General features: G+C 44.5%; 16 protein-coding genes and 1 pseudogene. 2 read left to right on the top strand and 15 right to left on the bottom strand.

Going from position 1 to position 15,975, the window contains the following annotated elements:
• Positions 1-3 precede the first annotated feature (3 nt).
• The 6 genes from ilvB to HTH_RS10055 all read right to left on the bottom strand — a co-directional run bounded on the left by ilvB (position 4) and on the right by HTH_RS10055 (position 5,030).
• On the bottom strand, positions 4-1,758 hold the full coding sequence (gene ilvB / locus HTH_RS03195) for a biosynthetic-type acetolactate synthase large subunit (RefSeq protein WP_012963280.1): 1,755 nt from the start codon (positions 1,756-1,758) through the stop codon (positions 4-6).
• Between the two features lie 69 nt (positions 1,759-1,827).
• A complete protein-coding gene (locus HTH_RS03190) occupies positions 1,828-2,358 on the bottom strand; it encodes a thermonuclease family protein (RefSeq protein WP_012963279.1) in 531 nt (176 codons plus the stop codon).
• On the bottom strand, positions 2,355-3,746 hold the full coding sequence (locus HTH_RS03185; RefSeq protein WP_012963278.1) for an amino acid permease: 1,392 nt from the start codon (positions 3,744-3,746) through the stop codon (positions 2,355-2,357). Before HTH_RS03185 ends, HTH_RS03190 begins: the two co-directional genes overlap by 4 nt.
• Before the next feature lie 11 nt (positions 3,747-3,757).
• On the bottom strand, positions 3,758-4,564 hold the full coding sequence (locus tag HTH_RS03180; RefSeq protein ID WP_012963277.1) for an ArsA family ATPase: 807 nt from the start codon (positions 4,562-4,564) through the stop codon (positions 3,758-3,760).
• Complete coding sequence (locus tag HTH_RS03175) at positions 4,555-4,809, bottom strand: cory-CC-star protein (RefSeq protein WP_012963276.1); 255 nt, start codon at positions 4,807-4,809, stop codon at positions 4,555-4,557. The genes HTH_RS03180 and HTH_RS03175 overlap by 10 nt, the downstream gene beginning before the upstream one ends.
• The gene (locus HTH_RS10055; protein WP_232500472.1) at positions 4,788-5,030 is read right to left on the bottom strand and encodes a c-type cytochrome; all 243 of its coding nucleotides are present in this window, start codon (positions 5,028-5,030) and stop codon (positions 4,788-4,790) included. Before HTH_RS10055 ends, HTH_RS03175 begins: the two co-directional genes overlap by 22 nt.
• A 313-nt stretch (positions 5,031-5,343) precedes the next feature.
• Here HTH_RS10055 and fabZ point away from each other — a divergent pair, with 313 nt between their 5' ends.
• Entirely contained in the window at positions 5,344-5,790 is a 447-nt protein-coding gene (gene fabZ / locus HTH_RS03165; RefSeq protein ID WP_012963274.1) for a 3-hydroxyacyl-ACP dehydratase FabZ, read from the top strand.
• On the opposite strand, the gene HTH_RS03160 is transcribed toward fabZ, so the two are convergent.
• The 8 genes and pseudogenes from HTH_RS03160 to secG all read right to left on the bottom strand — a co-directional run bounded on the left by HTH_RS03160 (position 5,779) and on the right by secG (position 13,677).
• Positions 5,779-6,426 (bottom strand): class I SAM-dependent methyltransferase, encoded by a 648-nt coding sequence (locus tag HTH_RS03160; RefSeq protein WP_012963273.1) that lies wholly within the window; start codon positions 6,424-6,426, stop codon positions 5,779-5,781. The genes fabZ and HTH_RS03160 overlap by 12 nt on opposite strands.
• The gene (folD, locus tag HTH_RS03155) at positions 6,413-7,282 is read right to left on the bottom strand and encodes a bifunctional methylenetetrahydrofolate dehydrogenase/methenyltetrahydrofolate cyclohydrolase FolD (protein ID WP_012963272.1); all 870 of its coding nucleotides are present in this window, start codon (positions 7,280-7,282) and stop codon (positions 6,413-6,415) included. Before folD ends, HTH_RS03160 begins: the two co-directional genes overlap by 14 nt.
• A 5-nt stretch (positions 7,283-7,287) precedes the next feature.
• Positions 7,288-8,364, bottom strand: a complete 1,077-nt coding sequence (locus HTH_RS03150) for an acetate/propionate family kinase (protein WP_012963271.1) — start codon at positions 8,362-8,364, stop codon at positions 7,288-7,290.
• Positions 8,364-10,740, bottom strand: a pseudogene (locus tag HTH_RS10170) (phosphoketolase family protein). The gene HTH_RS03150 and the pseudogene HTH_RS10170 overlap by 1 nt, the downstream one beginning before the upstream one ends.
• Positions 10,737-11,414 (bottom strand): RadC family protein, encoded by a 678-nt coding sequence (radC, locus tag HTH_RS03140; RefSeq protein ID WP_012963270.1) that lies wholly within the window; start codon positions 11,412-11,414, stop codon positions 10,737-10,739. Before radC ends, HTH_RS10170 begins: the two are co-directional and overlap by 4 nt.
• Positions 11,365-12,630: a hemolysin family protein gene (locus HTH_RS03135; RefSeq protein ID WP_012963269.1), complete on the bottom strand. Its 1,266-nt coding sequence runs from the start codon at positions 12,628-12,630 to the stop codon at positions 11,365-11,367. Before HTH_RS03135 ends, radC begins: the two co-directional genes overlap by 50 nt.
• The gene (gene prmC / locus HTH_RS03130; protein ID WP_012963268.1) at positions 12,618-13,433 is read right to left on the bottom strand and encodes a peptide chain release factor N(5)-glutamine methyltransferase; all 816 of its coding nucleotides are present in this window, start codon (positions 13,431-13,433) and stop codon (positions 12,618-12,620) included. The genes HTH_RS03135 and prmC overlap by 13 nt, the downstream gene beginning before the upstream one ends.
• Positions 13,339-13,677: a preprotein translocase subunit SecG gene (secG, locus tag HTH_RS03125; protein WP_012963267.1), complete on the bottom strand. Its 339-nt coding sequence runs from the start codon at positions 13,675-13,677 to the stop codon at positions 13,339-13,341. Before secG ends, prmC begins: the two co-directional genes overlap by 95 nt.
• Positions 13,678-13,712: 35 nt before the next feature.
• Between secG and HTH_RS03120 the strand changes: the two genes are divergently transcribed.
• Positions 13,713-14,546 (top strand): lytic transglycosylase domain-containing protein, encoded by an 834-nt coding sequence (locus HTH_RS03120; protein WP_012963266.1) that lies wholly within the window; start codon positions 13,713-13,715, stop codon positions 14,544-14,546.
• An 82-nt stretch (positions 14,547-14,628) separates the two neighbouring features.
• Here HTH_RS03120 and HTH_RS03115 read toward each other — a convergent pair whose 3' ends face one another.
• Positions 14,629-15,951: a TIGR00269 family protein gene (locus HTH_RS03115; RefSeq protein WP_012963265.1), complete on the bottom strand. Its 1,323-nt coding sequence runs from the start codon at positions 15,949-15,951 to the stop codon at positions 14,629-14,631.
• Between the last annotated feature and the right edge of the window lie 24 nt (positions 15,952-15,975).

The raw sequence follows: 15,975 nt of genomic DNA, 5'->3' as shown, positions 1-15,975 counted from the left end.
CCTCTATCCTACCAGATACATAGTATCCGCCTCAACGCCCTTCTTTCCGTCTTCCAGTATCATATCCCTGTAAGACTTACCAGCTGGCACCATAGGAAGGACATTCTCTTCCCTGTCTACATGAAAGTCAAGAAGCACTGGTTTGTCCTGCACTTTCATAGCCTCTTCTAATACTTCTCTGACTTCTGAGGGTTTCTCAGCCCTAAAGCCCACCGCTCCACAGGCTTCTGCAAGCTTTACAAAGTCTGGCTGGATGCTGAGGTCCACCTCAGCATAGCGTTTTTCATAAAAAAGCTCCTGCCACTGGCGCACCATACCCAGATATCCGTTGTTTATTATGGCTATCTTTACAGGTACGCGGTAATGGACTGCCGTTATGAGCTCTTGCATAGTCATCATAAAAGAACCATCCCCATCTATCACAAAAACTTCCTTTTCGGGTCTTCCTATCTTGGCACCTATGCCAGCAGGAAGACCAAATCCCATAGTACCCAATCCACCTGAGTTTATAAACTGTCTTGGGAAGGAATATCTGTAAAACATAGCAGCCCACATTTGATGCTGTCCAACACCAGTGGCTATTATGGCATCACCTTTAGTGACCTTCCATATTTCCTCAATTACATACTGGGGCTTTATCACCTTATCGGATTTTCTGTAGGTGAGTGGGTGCAGCTTTTTCCACTTTTCTATCTGCTCAAGCCACTTTTGTCTCTCTTCGGGATACAATAGCTTCGCGCCTTCCTTTTTTATCTCCTCTATGAGCTTTCTGAGGACTACTTTGACATCACCCACTATGGGCACATCCACCACTATGTTTTTGGATATGGAAGCTGGGTCTATGTCTATGTGTATGATGCTTGCCTGAGGCGCAAACTCTTCTACTTTACCTGTTACTCTATCGTCAAACCTTGCTCCTACCGCTATAAGAAGGTCGCAGTTGTAAACAGCCATATTGGCATAGTATGTGCCGTGCATACCCAGCATGTGAAGAGCAAGAGGATGAGACTCTGGAAAGGCTCCTTTACCCATGTTAGTGGTGGTAACCGGCACTTTCATAAGCTCTGCAAGCTCTACAAGCTCCTTTTGAGCTTCCGCCTGCACTGCACCACCACCCACATAAAGAACTGGCCTTTTTGCCTCGGCTATGAGTCTTGCCGCTTTCTTTATCTGCTGGGGATTTCCCTCCGTGTGGGGCTTATAACCCGGAAGGGAACTCTTTACTTCCTCCAAAGATGGGATCTCCACATCTGAGATTTTTTGAGTTATGTCTTTGGGTATGTCCACAAGAACTGGTCCGGGTCTTCCCGTCTTGGCTATATAAAATGCCTGTCTTAGTATCATAGGAAGGTCTTCTATCCTTTTTACCAGAAAGTTATGCTTGGTTATTGGTCTTGTTATACCCACTATGTCCACCTCCTGGAAGGCATCGTTGCCTATAAGATGAGTGGGCACCTGACCTGTGATGAAAACAACAGGAACCGAATCCATATAAGCATCGGCTATGGCAGTCACCAAGTTGGTGGCACCAGGTCCAGATGTGGACATGGCAACACCTACCTTTCCAGTAGCTTTTGCATAGCCTTCCGCCATATGACCCGCACCCTGTTCGTGCCGAGTAAGTATGTGCTTTATGCTTCCATCCCTATAAAGAGCATCGTAAACTTCCATTATGGCACCGCCTGGATGTCCAAATATGTATTCAACACCTTCCTCTTTTAAAGTCTCTATCACTATATCTGCTCCTTTCCTTGCCATAATAAAACCTCCGCTTGAGAAATTATAAAAATATAAAATATAAGGCTTTTGTAAAGTTTGTTTTAAGAATTAAAACCACTGCTTCCAGAAACCTCTTTTTCCTTCCCTCGCCTTGCGCTGAGCCGATAGGAAAAGGTCTTGATACTTAACATTGGGTGGTATTGTGTATACCTGTGCGTATCCTTCTTTGAGAAGCACCTCGTTGAGCATGCGTCCGTCAGGTAGCCACACATAAGCCAGCACTCTTCCGTATCTATCGGTTAGCTGAACATCCGTTTCAAGATACACAGTTGTCCCCACAGGTATAAGGCTTTTGGTAAATTGGTAAGCCTCTCTCCCCATCCTTGTGATCTCTTCAAGGGACATGCCTGTCCTGTCCGCATCCCTTTTGGCTTTTGGGTTCTCTTTGCTTTCTGGTGTATCCACACCTATGAGCCTAACGGTTATTTCTTCTGCATCTATCCTGCATCGGAAGGTATCGCCGTCAACCACCCTCGTTATCTTGCACGGTACATTCTTTGCATTTACGGTGAGCTTAGCTCCTTCTTCGGACCTGCAGCTACATAAAAACAGGAGTAGAAGAATGAAAACTTTTTTCACGCTTCATAACTCCTCTCGTAAGCCCTACTCTTTCTGTAGCCATATAAGAAGTATATGGCAAGCCCTAAGGCGTTCCAAACTACAAACCTCATCCAGGTCTCTTTTGGAAGCCCCATCATTATAAAGAGCAGAAGAAGCAGGTTGATGGGTAGCAAAATTTTTGCGTAAGGTACTCTGAAGGTGGCAGTTATCTCACCGCTCCTTCTGAGAACTATGACGCCTATGCCTACCATAAAGTAAGCAAAGAGCGTACCTATGTTGACCAGCTCCGCCAGGACCTTGAGAGGTATAAAGCCTGCCAGCAAGGAAAGGATAACTCCCCCTATCAAAGTAGATACATAGGGAGTTTTAAACTTTGGATGCACCCGTGAGAGTCCGCTGGGAAGAAGTCCATCCCTTGAAAGGGCATAGATTATCCTTGTAAACCCCAGTCCCATCACCAGCATAACGCTAGTTATGGTTATAACCGCTCCTGTAGCTATCAGGTTTGCCACATGGGGGTTTCCTACCTTGTACATGGCAAAGGCAAGGGCATCAGGCACATTAAGCTCCTTGTAATTTACCATACCTACAAGGATGAAGCTTACAGACATGTAAAGTAGCGTACTTATACCGAGGGACAGAAGAAGACCAAGGGGAACATTTTTGGTAGGATGCTTAGTCTCCTCCGCAACCGTTGAGACAGCATCAAAACCCAAGTAGGCAAATATGATGAGAGATGCTGCGTGCCACACGCCAATCCATCCATAAGGTAAAAAGTTTTCAAGATTGCTAAAGTCTATGTGTCTTATACCGAATAAAAGGAAGGTTATCAGGGTTAGAAGTTTCAAGACCACTATTAAGGTGTTGACGGTAGCACTTTCCTTTATGCCCAGTGTAAGTAGAAAAAAAACGGCTACAACGCCCAGGAAAGCAAACAGGTCCATCAGAGTGCCTTTGGAAGGGTCGTAGGCACCGGTTAAAATGTGTGGCAGTGTAAAGCCAAAGTTCTGCTCCAAGAAGGTGCGCAAATATCCAGACCAGCCGGTGGCAACTGCCGCTGTAGCAACACCATACTCCACCAGTAGGTTCCAGCCTACCAGCCACGCAACTATCTCACCTATGGTAGCGTATGTGTAGCTGTACGCGCTTCCCGAGATGGGATATGCTGAGCTTAGTTCCGCATAAACAAGAGCGCTTATTCCTATAGCCACAGCGCCCAGAAGGAAGGAAAGAACTATACCCGGACCTGCATAGAGTGCAGAAGCCTGCCCAGTTATCACAAAAATCCCCGCACCTATTATGGCACCTACACCAAGAAAAGTAAGGTCAAGAAGTCCAAGCTTTCTGGGGAACCTGCCCTCGTCAACCGCATAACACTTTTTTCGGAAAATCTCCTTCCAAAGCATCCCCTTAAAGATTATACAATAACCTTCAAAAGCTCCTCCACATCCAGCAGGGACAGTCTCTCTATACCGTAAGGAGCCTGTAAATAACCCACCTTTAAAAAATCCCCTTCCGCAGATTTCCACTTGTTCATCACCCTGTAAACCTTAAACTCTTTAAGATACTTTTCAAGGTCAAAAGCCTCTTCAATAGAAAGTGTTTCTTCGTTGGCAACTGCAAAAATGATGGCTTTTTCTCTTAAAACTCTTACAAGTCTTTCCAGCTTCTCTCTCCTTTTTTTTATAAGGTCAAAAACTTTATCACTTCTTCCCATAAAGGTTTCCAGCTTTTGCCTTTCCTTTGCCAACTTTTCAAGGAAGGAAAACCAACCTTCCACCATCTTTGCTGTTTGAAATATTCTCACCATCTGTCCTGTGGGAGCGCTATCTACAACCACAAACTGAAAGTCAGCCTCCAAGTAGTTGGCAATGCCATCAAGCACGGCAGTTTCCAAAGCGGTGGGAGAGTGTTTTACATGCCTTGCATACTCTTTAAGCCCTGACTTTAAGGAAGGCATCATTTCACCAATAGCCGAAAGTACGTTATTCACATAATCTTCAACAAGCCTTTCGGCAGAAAGTTCTACGGCAAAAAGGTATTCGTTTATACGGACAAGATCATCTCCTACTTTGACCTTCAGGATGCCCGAAAGAGAGTGAGCTGGGTCTATGGAAACAAGCAAGGTTTTTCCTTTTTCAGACAGCCTCAGAGCTGTTGCACACGCTAAGGTGCTTTTGCCTACACCCCCCTTGCCTCCAAAAAATATGACTCTTAGCAACACGGTATAAAATCAAGAGAGCTTCTTTCTATCCCCAAGCTTTTGTGCCAGAGGTGAAACTCCTCCATAAGATAGGGATAAAGGTCAAGGGCATATATCCCCAAAGGATTATCAAGCCCAAAGTACTCAGCAAAAAGAAAGAAAAGAAGGGTGTCCCTCAGGTAAGACTGAGAGACCTCCACCTGCTTTTTAAAGTGAAGCTCTATAAAAGTTCTGAGGGAGCCTTTTACTTCAGGGATAGGATCCACTGTGCTAGCTCCTTTGCCTCCTCGTCCGTCACGTTCTGCGGGGGCATAGGTACCTGTCCCCAAGTGCCAACTCCTCCGTTCTTTATACGTTTGGCAAGCTCATCAACCGCACCGGGCTGTCCGGCAAACTTCTTGGCTACATCCTTGTAGGCTGGTCCCACCTTTTTGGCATTTATATCATGACAGGCAAAACACCCTTTCTGTTGAGCCAGTGCGGTCATGTCTTTTGCTGGTCCCTGAGACTTTTGTTCGGCTGGTTTCTGCTCAGCTGGCTTTTGCTCACCAGAAGGTTGCTTTTGCTCTCCTGCAGGTTGTGAGGGTTGAGTAGGTTGTTCCTGTGCAGGCTGCTGCGCGGGCTGCTCTGCTGGAGCTGTCTCCTCTGCTTTCTTCTGACACGATGCAAGAAGGGCAATGCTCAAAACTCCGCTCAGGAGCACTTTTTTCATACCTCTACCTCCAAGATAAATTTAACTCTGTTAATTATACGCTCAAAAAATGAAATTTTTATGAAGAGGATTTATAATTGATGCCATGATGGATATAAGGGAGATAATGGAAGTATTACCGCACCGATACCCAATTCTCTTGGTAGATAAGATCCTTGAGATCCAGATAGGCAAAAGGATAGTGGGGCTTAAAAATGTTTCCATTAACGAACCGTACTTTCAGGGCCACTTTCCTGGTTTTCCTCTCATGCCCGGCGTTTATATACTTGAGGCTATGGCACAGGTGGGTGGCATACTTATGATAAAATCCTTGGGATTGGAGATAGGCAAGTACGCAATAGTTTTTGCAGGTATTGATGAAGCAAGATTTAAAAAGCCTATTTATCCTGGGGATCAACTTATAATGGAGCTGGAAGTTGTCTCCCTTAAAAGGACCTTATCTAAGATGAAAGGTAAAGCTACTGTTGACGGACAGGTGGTGGCTGAAGCTGTTCTTTATGCGGCGGCAAGGGAGCTAAAGGAGTTAAAAAGATAGTTTTAAGGCTCTTAAACAAAAGAAACCACCTTCAGGTGAAAAACCCTCAACTATTCTTCTATTTTTCACAGGATACTTATCCTGAGGCTCTTCAAAGAGTGTGGTGTAAGCTTTATCCTTCTTAAAACCAGCGGATTGGATAAGGGAAAGAAGTTGTGGATAGGAGTAAAACTTGGCATAGCTGTATATAGGATGTCCCTTTTTTGCCTTTTCTCTATAGAATTCAGCCCAAGGACTTTCCGAAAGCACAAGACCGAGAAGCAAAAAGGACCCTTCTTTCAACACCCTATACGCTTCCTTCAAAGAAGCCAGAGGGTCTTCAAAGAAACAAAGGGATACTACAATGAGAGCACTGTCAAAGACTGAGTCTTTAAAAGGCAGTTCTTCTGCCTTTGCAAGTATGGGTCGTACACCTCTTTTGTGAGCCATCCTGAGTAAACCTTTGGATGTATCCACTCCATACTTTATCCCAAGAGCCTGTGCAAAACGCCCACTTCCCACACCTATCTCTAAGGAGAGACCTTTTTGATTGTATAGACTTTTCAAACACTCAAGCTCCAATTTATAAGCGGACTTTCCAAAAGGTCTCTCATACCACTCATCGTAAAGCAATGCATATTTATCAAAGATCTCCATCCTTTAAGTTCATATTCTGTCTGTAAGCCTGTAGGGTGTTTAGAAGTAAAGCTGTAACTGTCATGGGACCCACGCCACCGGGCACTGGAGTTATGGCATACACTTTATCCTTGACTCTCTCAAAATCCACATCCCCTAAAACCTTTTCACCCACCTTTGATATACCCACATCCACCACCACTGCTCCCTCTTTTACCATGTCTCGCTTTATAAGGTGTGGCACACCAGTTGCAGATATGAGTATGTCCGCCTTCTTTGTGTATTGAGTAATGTCCTTAGTGTGTATGTGGCATACGCAAACGGTTGCATCTCTCCAAAGCATCAAAAGGGCAAGCGGTCTACCCACTATAAACCCTGCACCTACTATAACCACATTCTTACCTTTCAAATCAATGTTGTAATGCTTCAAAAGCAAATCTATACCTAAGGGCGTACAAGGGATGAAACCACCTTCTATACGGGCAACGAGCTTTCCCATATTTTCCGGATGGAAGCCATCTACATCCTTCTTGGGAGATATGGAAAGTATCACCTCCTCTTGGGGTATGTGCTGTGGAAGGGGGAGCTGGACCAATATGCCATCCACACTTTCATCGCTGTTTAGAGAAGCTATGAGATCCAAAAGCTCCGGCACTTTGGTATTTTGAGGTAGATGGTAGAACAAAGACTTTATGCCTACCCTTTCGCAGGCCTTCCTCTTGTTTTTCACATATATATGACTGGCTGGGTCATCACCTACAAGAACTACCGCAAGGCTTGGCTCTCTGTAGCCTCTTGAAGTGATACGCTCCACATAGGTTTTTATTTGGTCCCTTATACTTTCGGAGAGCGACTTACCGTCAAGAAGAATATGCATCACCTTCATCCCTTTAGTGCTCTTCTGAGCTGTCTTACCATTTCAAGCTCTTCATCCGTCCTTATAACCAATACCTTAACCTCACTGTCCCTGCGACTTATACACAAGGGCAGTTGCCCCTTTTGGTTTATCCTTTCATCTATGATTATACCAAGTTTCTCAAGCCCTCTGCACACAAGCTTTCTCACTAAGGGACTGTTTTCGCCAACGCCGCCTGAGAAAACTAAAGCATCAAGCTTTGGAAGCACTGCGTAATAAGCACCTATATACTTCTTTATTCTGTATACATATAGATGTATCGCCAGTTTTGCACTCTCGTTACCTCTTGTGTATTCCTCTATCACTTGGCGCATGTCTGAGGTGCCTGTCATGCCTTTAATACCCCACTCTTTATATATCATCCTCTCCACTTCCTCAAGACTTTTACCCTTCCTCAAAAGATGAAGGACAACTCCGGGGTCTAGGTCTCCGGCTCTCGTAGACATAACAAGACCTTCCAAAGGCGTCATCCCCATAGAGGTATCCACAGGTTTTCCACTTTGAACGGCGCAAATGCTGGCACCGCTTCCCAGATGGAGCATTATGAGATTTACACTGCTGATGCTCTTTCTCAAAAGCTTAGAGGCTTCCTTAAGCAAGTAAGAGTATGATATACCGTGAAAGCCGTACCTTTTTATGCCTTCCTCAAAGAGGCTAAAAGGTACGGCGTAAGCCTTTGAGGTTATGGGTAATACCTTAAAGAAGGAAGTATCAAACACCACATAATGAGGCACATTTGGGAGTTCCTTCATACACAACTCAATGCCTGTAAGGGCAAAGGCGTTATGAAGCGGGTCAAAAGCTACGAGTTTTTTAAGCACCTCAAAGCTTGCCCCATCTATAAGCATAGGTGAGTCAAGATCCATGCCATGAACAACTCTGTGGACTGTTAAGTCAATCCTTTTAAAGGTTTTCAAGATACTAAGAAGGATTTGCTGTACATCTCCCATCTTTAAAGTACCGCCTTCCAACCTTTTGAGATCTCCAAAAAGGGCATACTTGAGTGTGGAACTGCCGTAATTGAGAGCTAAGGTATACTTCATCACTCTTCAAGTTCTGGTTTGTCAATGCCATGAGCGTATGCGTATTCAATGGCTTGTATCTGCATGTTTTTGAGCTTGTCCTTAAAGTTACCTCCCCTCTCTTGAAGGCTTGGCACTCTCTCTATAACATCCATAGCTATACTGAACCTATCTATCTGGTTGAGGATGGCAAGTTGCAATGGCGTGGTGATGCCTCCCCTACCCTTCAAAAGGGGGGTCAGGTAGGTAGAATCTATACCTATCTTTCTGTTCTCCCTGTAGCCTCTTACATGGAAGTTAGCATGATTGGCCCTTCTGTAGGTAAGCCTGTGTATGAGCCACGGATATCCATGAAAATTAAATATCACCGGTTTGTTTTTGGTAAAGTAAGAATCAAAATCTCTGTCTGTTAGTCCGTCGGGATGTTCCGTGTTGGGTGTAAGGCAAAAAAGATTAACCACGTTGACGAATCTTATCTTTATGTCCGGAAAGGCATTCCCGATCATCCAAGAGGCGTGCAGTGCCTCTTTAGTAGGTATGTCACCGCAACTGGCTATAACTACATCAGGCTCCTCTTCCGGATGGTTGCTTCCAAATTCCCATATGCCTATACCCTTTTCCACATGCCTGAGAGCTTCCTCCAAGTTCAAGTACTGGGGATGCTTCTGCTTGTCTGCCACAATGATGTTTATCCTACCAGTACTCTGAAGACACTGCCAGACAGTGCATAACAAAGTGTTAGCATCTGGCGGAAAGTAAACTCTCACTATATTGGGCCACTTGTCCACTATAGCGTTTATAAAACCCGGATCTTGATGAGTAAAACCGTTGTGGTCCTGTCTCCACACAACAGAAGTGAGTAGAAGGTTAAGGGATGAAATGGGCATCCTCCAAGGTACATCTGAGGAGATGTCCAGCCACTTTCCAAACTGGTTTACCATAGAAGACACTATGGGAGCGAATCCTTCGTAGGTATTCAAAATGCCGTGTCTTCCTGTGAGTATGTATCCTTCCAGTAAGCCTTCCACCGTATGTTCTGAGAGCATCTCTAAGGTCCTACCAAATGGACTTAGATACCCCTCGTCCTCATCCTCAGGAAGTGTTTTTCGCCATCCAGGTTTTTCCAAATTCAAAAACATGGTAAAGTCTGTTGGAATGCGTCTCATCAGGTCCAAATACGCGAAAGTTATTGGGATTTGATCTTATGACTTCCCTTAAGAAGCTTCCCAGCCATCTTGTGTTTTCTTGGTAAACTTTTGCAGGTTCCTTCACTTCAACAGCAAATTCACTAAGGGAAGGTAGCTTTAGAGGAACCCTTAAAAGTCCTCCGTTGGCGTGGGGATTAGAGCCAAGTCTCTTGCTCCCTTCAGGGAAAACCTGCCTTATGTCTTCCTTTAGCCTCCCTTTTTCATCAAAAAGCTCCTCGGGTTGGTAGCTTTTAAGCCATTCCTCCAAGATCTTCAGGTGTGCCTCATGCTCTCTTACATCTGCTATGGGAACTTGATGGGATCTCCAGTAGCCTTCTATGTAATGCCCATCCACTTTTTTGGGTGCTGTCCAGCCTTTAGGGATTTTCAGTATTATCATGGGCCATCTGGGTCTGAAAGGCTTCTCGGAAGACCTTGCCTCCTCCCACACACCCAGAATTCTTTCAACGCACCAATCCACAGTTTCCATCATCTTTTGATGAACTTCCTCATCCTCCTCACCTTGCACCAGCTTTGGCTCATAGCCATAACCTCTAAAAAGGCTTAAAAGTTCATCTTCTTCTATACGAGCCAGCAATGAGGGATTGTTTATCTTGTATCCGTTTAACAAAAGTATTGGCAAGACAGCTCCGTCTTTTATGGGATTTATAAACTTATTACAGTGCCAAGAAGTGGCTAAAGGTCCCGTCTCTGCTTCACCGTCTCCCACTAGGGTAACTGCTATGAGATCTGGATTGTCAAAGACAGCTCCGTAGGCGTGAGAAAGACTATAACCGAGTTCTCCACCTTCTTGCAAAGACCCAGGTATTTCGGGAGTACAGTGGCTTCCCAAGCCACCTGGGAAGGAAAAAGCTCTGAAGAGATTCCCAAGACCTTCTTCGTCCTGACTGAATTGGGGATAATACTCGCTGAGGGTCCCCTCAAGATACACGGGAGCTATAAAGCCAGGTGCTCCGTGTCCTGGTCCAGGCACAAAGATGCAGTTAAGGTTGTATTCCTTTACTGCCCTGCTTGCGTGAATATACGCAAAACTTATGCCGGGACTTGCTCCCCAGTGTCCGAGAAGTCTAAGCTTTATGTGTTCCTTTTTGAGGGGTTCCTTCAGAAGCGGGTTATCGCGCAGGTATATCATTCCCGCAGATACATAACAGCATGCCTTCCAACAGCTTATAAGATTCCTCAGCTTCATGATACTACTCCCCCTTCTCTCATGGAGAAGTATCCCTTTTTGGTTATTATAATGTGGTCTAAGAGTTCAAAGCCGAGGATCTCACATGCCTTTTTTACTCTCTGGGTGAAGTCTATGTCAGCTTTTGATGGTTTTGGCTCACCTCCAGGATGCGTATGAGCCAGTATGATAGAATGACAAACGCTGCGAACCGCCCCGTAAAGAATATCTTTTGGGTCCGCAAAGACCGAGTTTAGCCTTCCTACCGCCACAAGGTCGTACTCTATAAGGGTGTTAGAAGGTGTCAGATAAAGAGCCCACAGATGTTCCCGCCTGTTGTCCATCTTGTCTTTTAAAAGGTTGTAAACATCCTCTGGTGAATTTATAACCGTGTGAGCGTGTGGTTCGTACATGCGCCTGCTTAGTTCAATCAGAGCCTTTATCTGGCATGCCTTGGCTTCACCTATGCCCTTTATCTCCTTTATAAGTTCGTTCACGCTCATACTCTTTAGCCTTTCCCACCCTAACTTGATTATCCTCCTTGAAAGAGATAGCACATCCTCCTCCTTAGTCCCAGAGCCAAGAACAAGAGCGAGAAGCTCCTCGTCGGATAACGATTGCGAGCCTAAGCTTTTGATCTTCTCCCTAGGTCTTAGCTCTTTCGGTATGTCCTTGAGCCTTTTGCTCTTGTACATGCCTTTCCACCATAAGCTTTTTCACTTTCCTTCTGTCGGATTGAAGCACCAAGAATCTGAGCCCACAGCATAAGACCACCTCACCCTTTTTGGGTATCCTTCTCAGGTGGTATATTATAAAGCCCCCCAGCGTCAAAAAAGGTCCTTCGGGAAACTTTACACCGGCGATTTTTTCAAACTCATGTTTGTCAAACATACCGTCCACTATCCATTTGTCTTTTTCTATCTCCTTGATGGGTTCCTCGGGCTGTGCAAAGCTGTCCCCTATCTGACCCAGTATCTCCCTTATTACATCGTCAAAGGTAACTATACCCAGTATGATACCTCTTTCGTCAACTACCAGACCCATACGGGAACTCCCCCCCCTGAAGGTTTCAAGAACATCCTGCAGAGGCGTAAATTCGGAAAACAGGCACACAGGTTTTACAAATTCCCTTATTAAGCTTGAGGGAGGAGCATCCATAATGTCAAACATGTCCACATAGCCTGTTATGTCGTCAACTCTCTGTTTATAGACGGGAAGCTTTGTAAAACCGCTTTCCTTCATCCTCCTGAGGGCATGTCCTACTGTGGAAAACTCATCTATCATCACCACTTCATAAATGGGTTTTACTATCTCCGAGGCAGTGCTTTCTCTTAATGTTAGGAGCTTAACTGCAATTTTTATCTTGCTCTCCTGAAGCTCTATCTCTTCAAGGAGCTTTATGATGTCTATCTTGCTTATCCTCTCTGAGTACCTCTTCCTGAAGAATTCGGTAAGGTACCTGCTTGTCTTTCTTGAGAGAACAAGCACTGGAAAGGTGATAACTCTGATTTTACTAAGGTACCATAGACTTGGTATTAAAAGCTTGTCCGAGTATTTTTGGAAGACGCTCTTTGGCAGTATCTCACCAAAAAGAAGGGTAAAAATTACCAAAGTGAGAGAGAAGAGCACCTCATAGCCTTTTATGTATGGCAGGTAATCCGAGAGGGTGATCACCATGAGGGTGTAGAAGGTGGAGGCAAAGACAATGCTTATCGTATAGCCCAGCATGGAAAGGGTTATGTACTCTTCTGGATTTTCATGAAAGTCTCTTAAAAAGCCGTAGCCAGTTTTTCTGTAAAGAGCCAGCACTTTACTCCTGTCGGTGCTTATAAGAGCTATCTCAGCCCCTGCAAAGATGCCCTCAAGGATTATGAAAAACAAAACACCCAACGAAAAGCCTATCGCTTCCATCCTAAAATCACTCTGTCCTGACCTGCGTAATCTTTGTAGACCTGAGCAAAAAAACCTTCCTGTGAGAAGATGTCCTCAAGGATCTTACCCTGATCGTGCCCTATCTCAAGGGCAAAAAAGCCATCTTCCTTTAGAAACTTCCCCACTTCTTTTGCAAACCTTTCGTAGAATTCATAACCCTTCTCTCCACCTATCAGAGACACTTTCCCCTCAAGTTTAACACCCTTTGGCAAACCTGCCCACTCCTTTTGAGGGATATAAGGTGGATTTGATATTACAAAGTCAAACACCATGCCCTTCACAGGTTCAAACATGTCCCCCACTTTTAGAAAAAGCCTGTCCTCAACTTTGTGAAGCCTTGCGTTTGTCTCTGCCAGATGCACAGCTTTTTCTTGAAGGTCATCCGCATACATGATGAGTTTGGGTCTTTCTAAAAGGAGAGTTATGGATATGCAACCCGTACCAACACCTATCTCAAAGCCAACCGCTTCTTTATTGGGAGGAACTTTTTCAAGCACTTTTTCCACCAAAAGCTCTGTCTCAGGTCTTGGTATCAGCACACCCTCCTCCACCCTAAAGGTTCTTCCGTAAAAGTCCCACTCCCCTAAAAGGTACTGAAGGGGATATCCCTCTTCCAGCAGAGATAAAGACCTCATATACTCCTCCTCCATCTCTTTGGATACATGCCTGTCCAGAAGGAGGTAGACCTCACCTACCTTTACTTTCAGGAGGTGTGCCAGAAGGAGCTCCCTGTCTCTCAGGGATACTTTGCTGGGTCTTTTGAGGAGCTCTTGCACCTTCATCTTTTAAGAGAGAGCCTCTCTTTGATGGATGCGTAAGTGCCAAAAGTATGGCTATGAACATAAACAAAAAACCGAGCCAGTAAGTGATCTTGGTAAGTATGGTATCTACACCCCCCGGACCAAAAACACCTTGCCCCATACCACCAAAAGCTGTTCCCACATCTCCCCTGCTTCTTTGAAGAAGCACCACCACTATAAGCAGGAAAGCTATAAAAACAAAAACCACCAGCAAAAAGTAGTACATGATTTTAATTATAACACGGCTTATAATATATACCCATGAGAAGGGGGATAGGGGCAGTATTGATCTGCAGCTCTTTGTTTTCTTGCACTCAGGCGGTAAAACAGGCTGTGATGCCAAGGAGTGGGGATAAGATTCAGCTCGTTCAGAAGGGTAGTTTTTCCTTCTCCGAAGAGGAAGAGAGATTTATAGTAAAAGAGGCTAAAAACCTCAACATCCCCATACCAGACAGGGAAGAGATAAAAAGATACATCTCTTACTTTTTGCAAAACAAACCTTACCTGGAAAAAACTCTTCAGAGAGCTGAGTATTACCTACCCATCATAAAACCCATCGTTGAAAAAAGTGGGTTACCATCGGAACTTTCGCTTCTTCCTGTTATAGAGAGTGGTTTTAATCCTCTGGCAGTGTCAAGGTCAGGAGCTGCCGGTCTTTGGCAGTTTATCCCCTCAACCGCCAGAAGATACGGACTTAGGGTGGATGAGCATGTGGATGAGAGGTTTGATGTGATAAAGTCCACGGAGGCTGCGGTCAGGTACCTAAAGGACCTTTACAGTATGTTTGGAAACTGGGAGCTGGCGCTGGCAGGTTATAACTGCGGTGAGAACTGCGTAAAGTACAGAACCGCCGGTGTGGATTTCTGGATAACTAAGGACATGCTACCAGAGGAGACAAGAAACTATGTGCCTGCTTTTTTTGCGGTGCTTCTCATAACCAGGGACCCAGTCAAGTACGGGCTTTTTAGCGAAGGGATAAAAACCCTAAAGAAAGAGAGCCAGTCAGCACATGCAGAGCTATCTAAGGTAGAAAGAAGTCAAAGAGAAAGGATTATTACCCTTGAAAACGGTGCTAAGATAATTATAAAAGAGTAGCCGGGCAAACAAGCCCGTAAAGTACCAGTTATTTCGCCAACCTTTTTGCCGCCTCTTTCCTCTCCTCCATGAGTTGGAGATTTTAAGGTTGAATATGGCTTATTATACCACCCTTTAAGCTATAGGCATCAAAACCCAAATTCCTCAACTTCACCGCCACGGCATAACTGCTCCTTCCGGCATTGCAAAACACAACAACCTTATGCGTTCTCTTATACTTTAAGAGTTCTTTCCACCTTTTCTGTATCTCATCCGCGGGGATATTTATAGCCCCTTCAAGGGTATAAACCTCGTACTCTTTTCTATCCCTAACATCAAGTAAAACAACCCTTTCTTTCTCCCTTAACCTTTCCAACTCCTCAAATGTTATTTCCATCTTAATTTCTCCTCTCCTTTCCTTGATTTCCATCAACTCCATAACCCTCCTACACTTTGAGCATATTTCGGATGATGAGGGCATTCCGCAAACCGTACATGCCCTAACCTCTTCAACGCCTTCTTCACCTAATCCCCTATCCACCAATGGGATAAACTTCCTTCTGAATACGGATAGGAGCCTAAATTTTATATCCGGTTGTTCCTTTTCCATTTCGTCAAGCCATTTTTTCATACCCTTAATCGGTGTAAATTCCCCATGAGGGCAACCGCATTCCTGAACCGGAAGTTCGTTTAAGGCCACATAATACAAATCCTCAATTTCTGGGGTTGTTATTAAGGGTTTTATCTTTCTTGGCTGTCCCTTTATTAATGGTTTTAATACGGGTTTTAACCTCGCTATACCTTCAAAATCCCCCGCAAAGAATAAAGACATCATTGTTGAAACGGTATCGTCAAGGTTGTGCCCCGTTGCAACCGTATCCGCATTTACCCTTACGGCCAGTGTCGTAAAAATATTCCTCTTTATTAACCCACAAACCGAGCACATCTTGTTCTTATACTTTGTTAGTAGAAAATCGTCTATGGTATAACCTTCTTTTTCCTTTAAGTTGTATATCTCTATGGGGACACCGACCATTTCCGCAAGCTCTATCACCTTCTTTTCAAGGTGATCCGAGTAATATTTTATTCCGAGGTTTATGTAAAAGGCGTATATATCTTGTTCTGGAAAGGCCTTTTTTAGGGCGTGGAGTAGGGCAACGCTATCCTTACCACCCGAAACCGCCACGGCAACCCTCTCACCGGGTTTAAACATCCTAAACTCTTCTACAACCCTCCTAACCCTATTAACGAAGAAATCGTTAAAACAATCTTTACAAAGTCTTTGTCTTGCGTATGCCAGGTTTATAATAGCCTCGTTTTTCTTGCACCTACTACACTTACCCAAAGGCTTTAACTCTAAGTTTATCTTTCCTATCCCGCATTTACCGTAATTGATGTGTACAATGCCGTCAAGCCTAAATTCCATAAGTAAAAAATATAAGTAAGTAAA

It is taken from the genome of Hydrogenobacter thermophilus TK-6, from assembly GCF_000010785.1.
In the GTDB taxonomy this organism is placed as follows: Bacteria; Aquificota; Aquificia; order Aquificales; family Aquificaceae; genus Hydrogenobacter; species Hydrogenobacter thermophilus.
This window is presented reverse-complemented; position numbering and strand designations above follow the sequence as displayed.

Excerpts from the sequence above, each read along its gene's own strand:
- secG (WP_012963267.1), bottom strand. The coding sequence starts at position 13,677 with ATGTACTACTTTTTGCTGGTGGTTTTTGTTTTTATAGCTTTCCTGCTT.
- HTH_RS03160 (WP_012963273.1), bottom strand. The coding sequence starts at position 6,426 with ATGGAGATCTTTGATAAATATGCATTGCTTTACGATGAGTGGTATGAG.
- ilvB (WP_012963280.1), bottom strand. The coding sequence starts at position 1,758 with ATGGCAAGGAAAGGAGCAGATATAGTGATAGAGACTTTAAAAGAGGAA.
- HTH_RS03150 (WP_012963271.1), bottom strand. The coding sequence starts at position 8,364 with ATGAAGTATACCTTAGCTCTCAATTACGGCAGTTCCACACTCAAGTAT.
- prmC (WP_012963268.1), bottom strand. The coding sequence starts at position 13,433 with ATGAAGGTGCAAGAGCTCCTCAAAAGACCCAGCAAAGTATCCCTGAGA.
- HTH_RS03135 (WP_012963269.1), bottom strand. The coding sequence starts at position 12,630 with ATGGAAGCGATAGGCTTTTCGTTGGGTGTTTTGTTTTTCATAATCCTT.
- fabZ (WP_012963274.1), top strand. The coding sequence starts at position 5,344 with ATGGATATAAGGGAGATAATGGAAGTATTACCGCACCGATACCCAATT.
- HTH_RS10055 (WP_232500472.1), bottom strand. The coding sequence starts at position 5,030 with ATGACCGCACTGGCTCAACAGAAAGGGTGTTTTGCCTGTCATGATATA.
- folD (WP_012963272.1), bottom strand. The coding sequence starts at position 7,282 with ATGCATATTCTTCTTGACGGTAAGTCGCTCTCCGAAAGTATAAGGGAC.
- HTH_RS03120 (WP_012963266.1), top strand. The coding sequence starts at position 13,713 with ATGAGAAGGGGGATAGGGGCAGTATTGATCTGCAGCTCTTTGTTTTCT.
- HTH_RS03115 (WP_012963265.1), bottom strand. The coding sequence starts at position 15,951 with ATGGAATTTAGGCTTGACGGCATTGTACACATCAATTACGGTAAATGC.
- HTH_RS03185 (WP_012963278.1), bottom strand. The coding sequence starts at position 3,746 with ATGCTTTGGAAGGAGATTTTCCGAAAAAAGTGTTATGCGGTTGACGAG.
- radC (WP_012963270.1), bottom strand. The coding sequence starts at position 11,414 with ATGTACAAGAGCAAAAGGCTCAAGGACATACCGAAAGAGCTAAGACCT.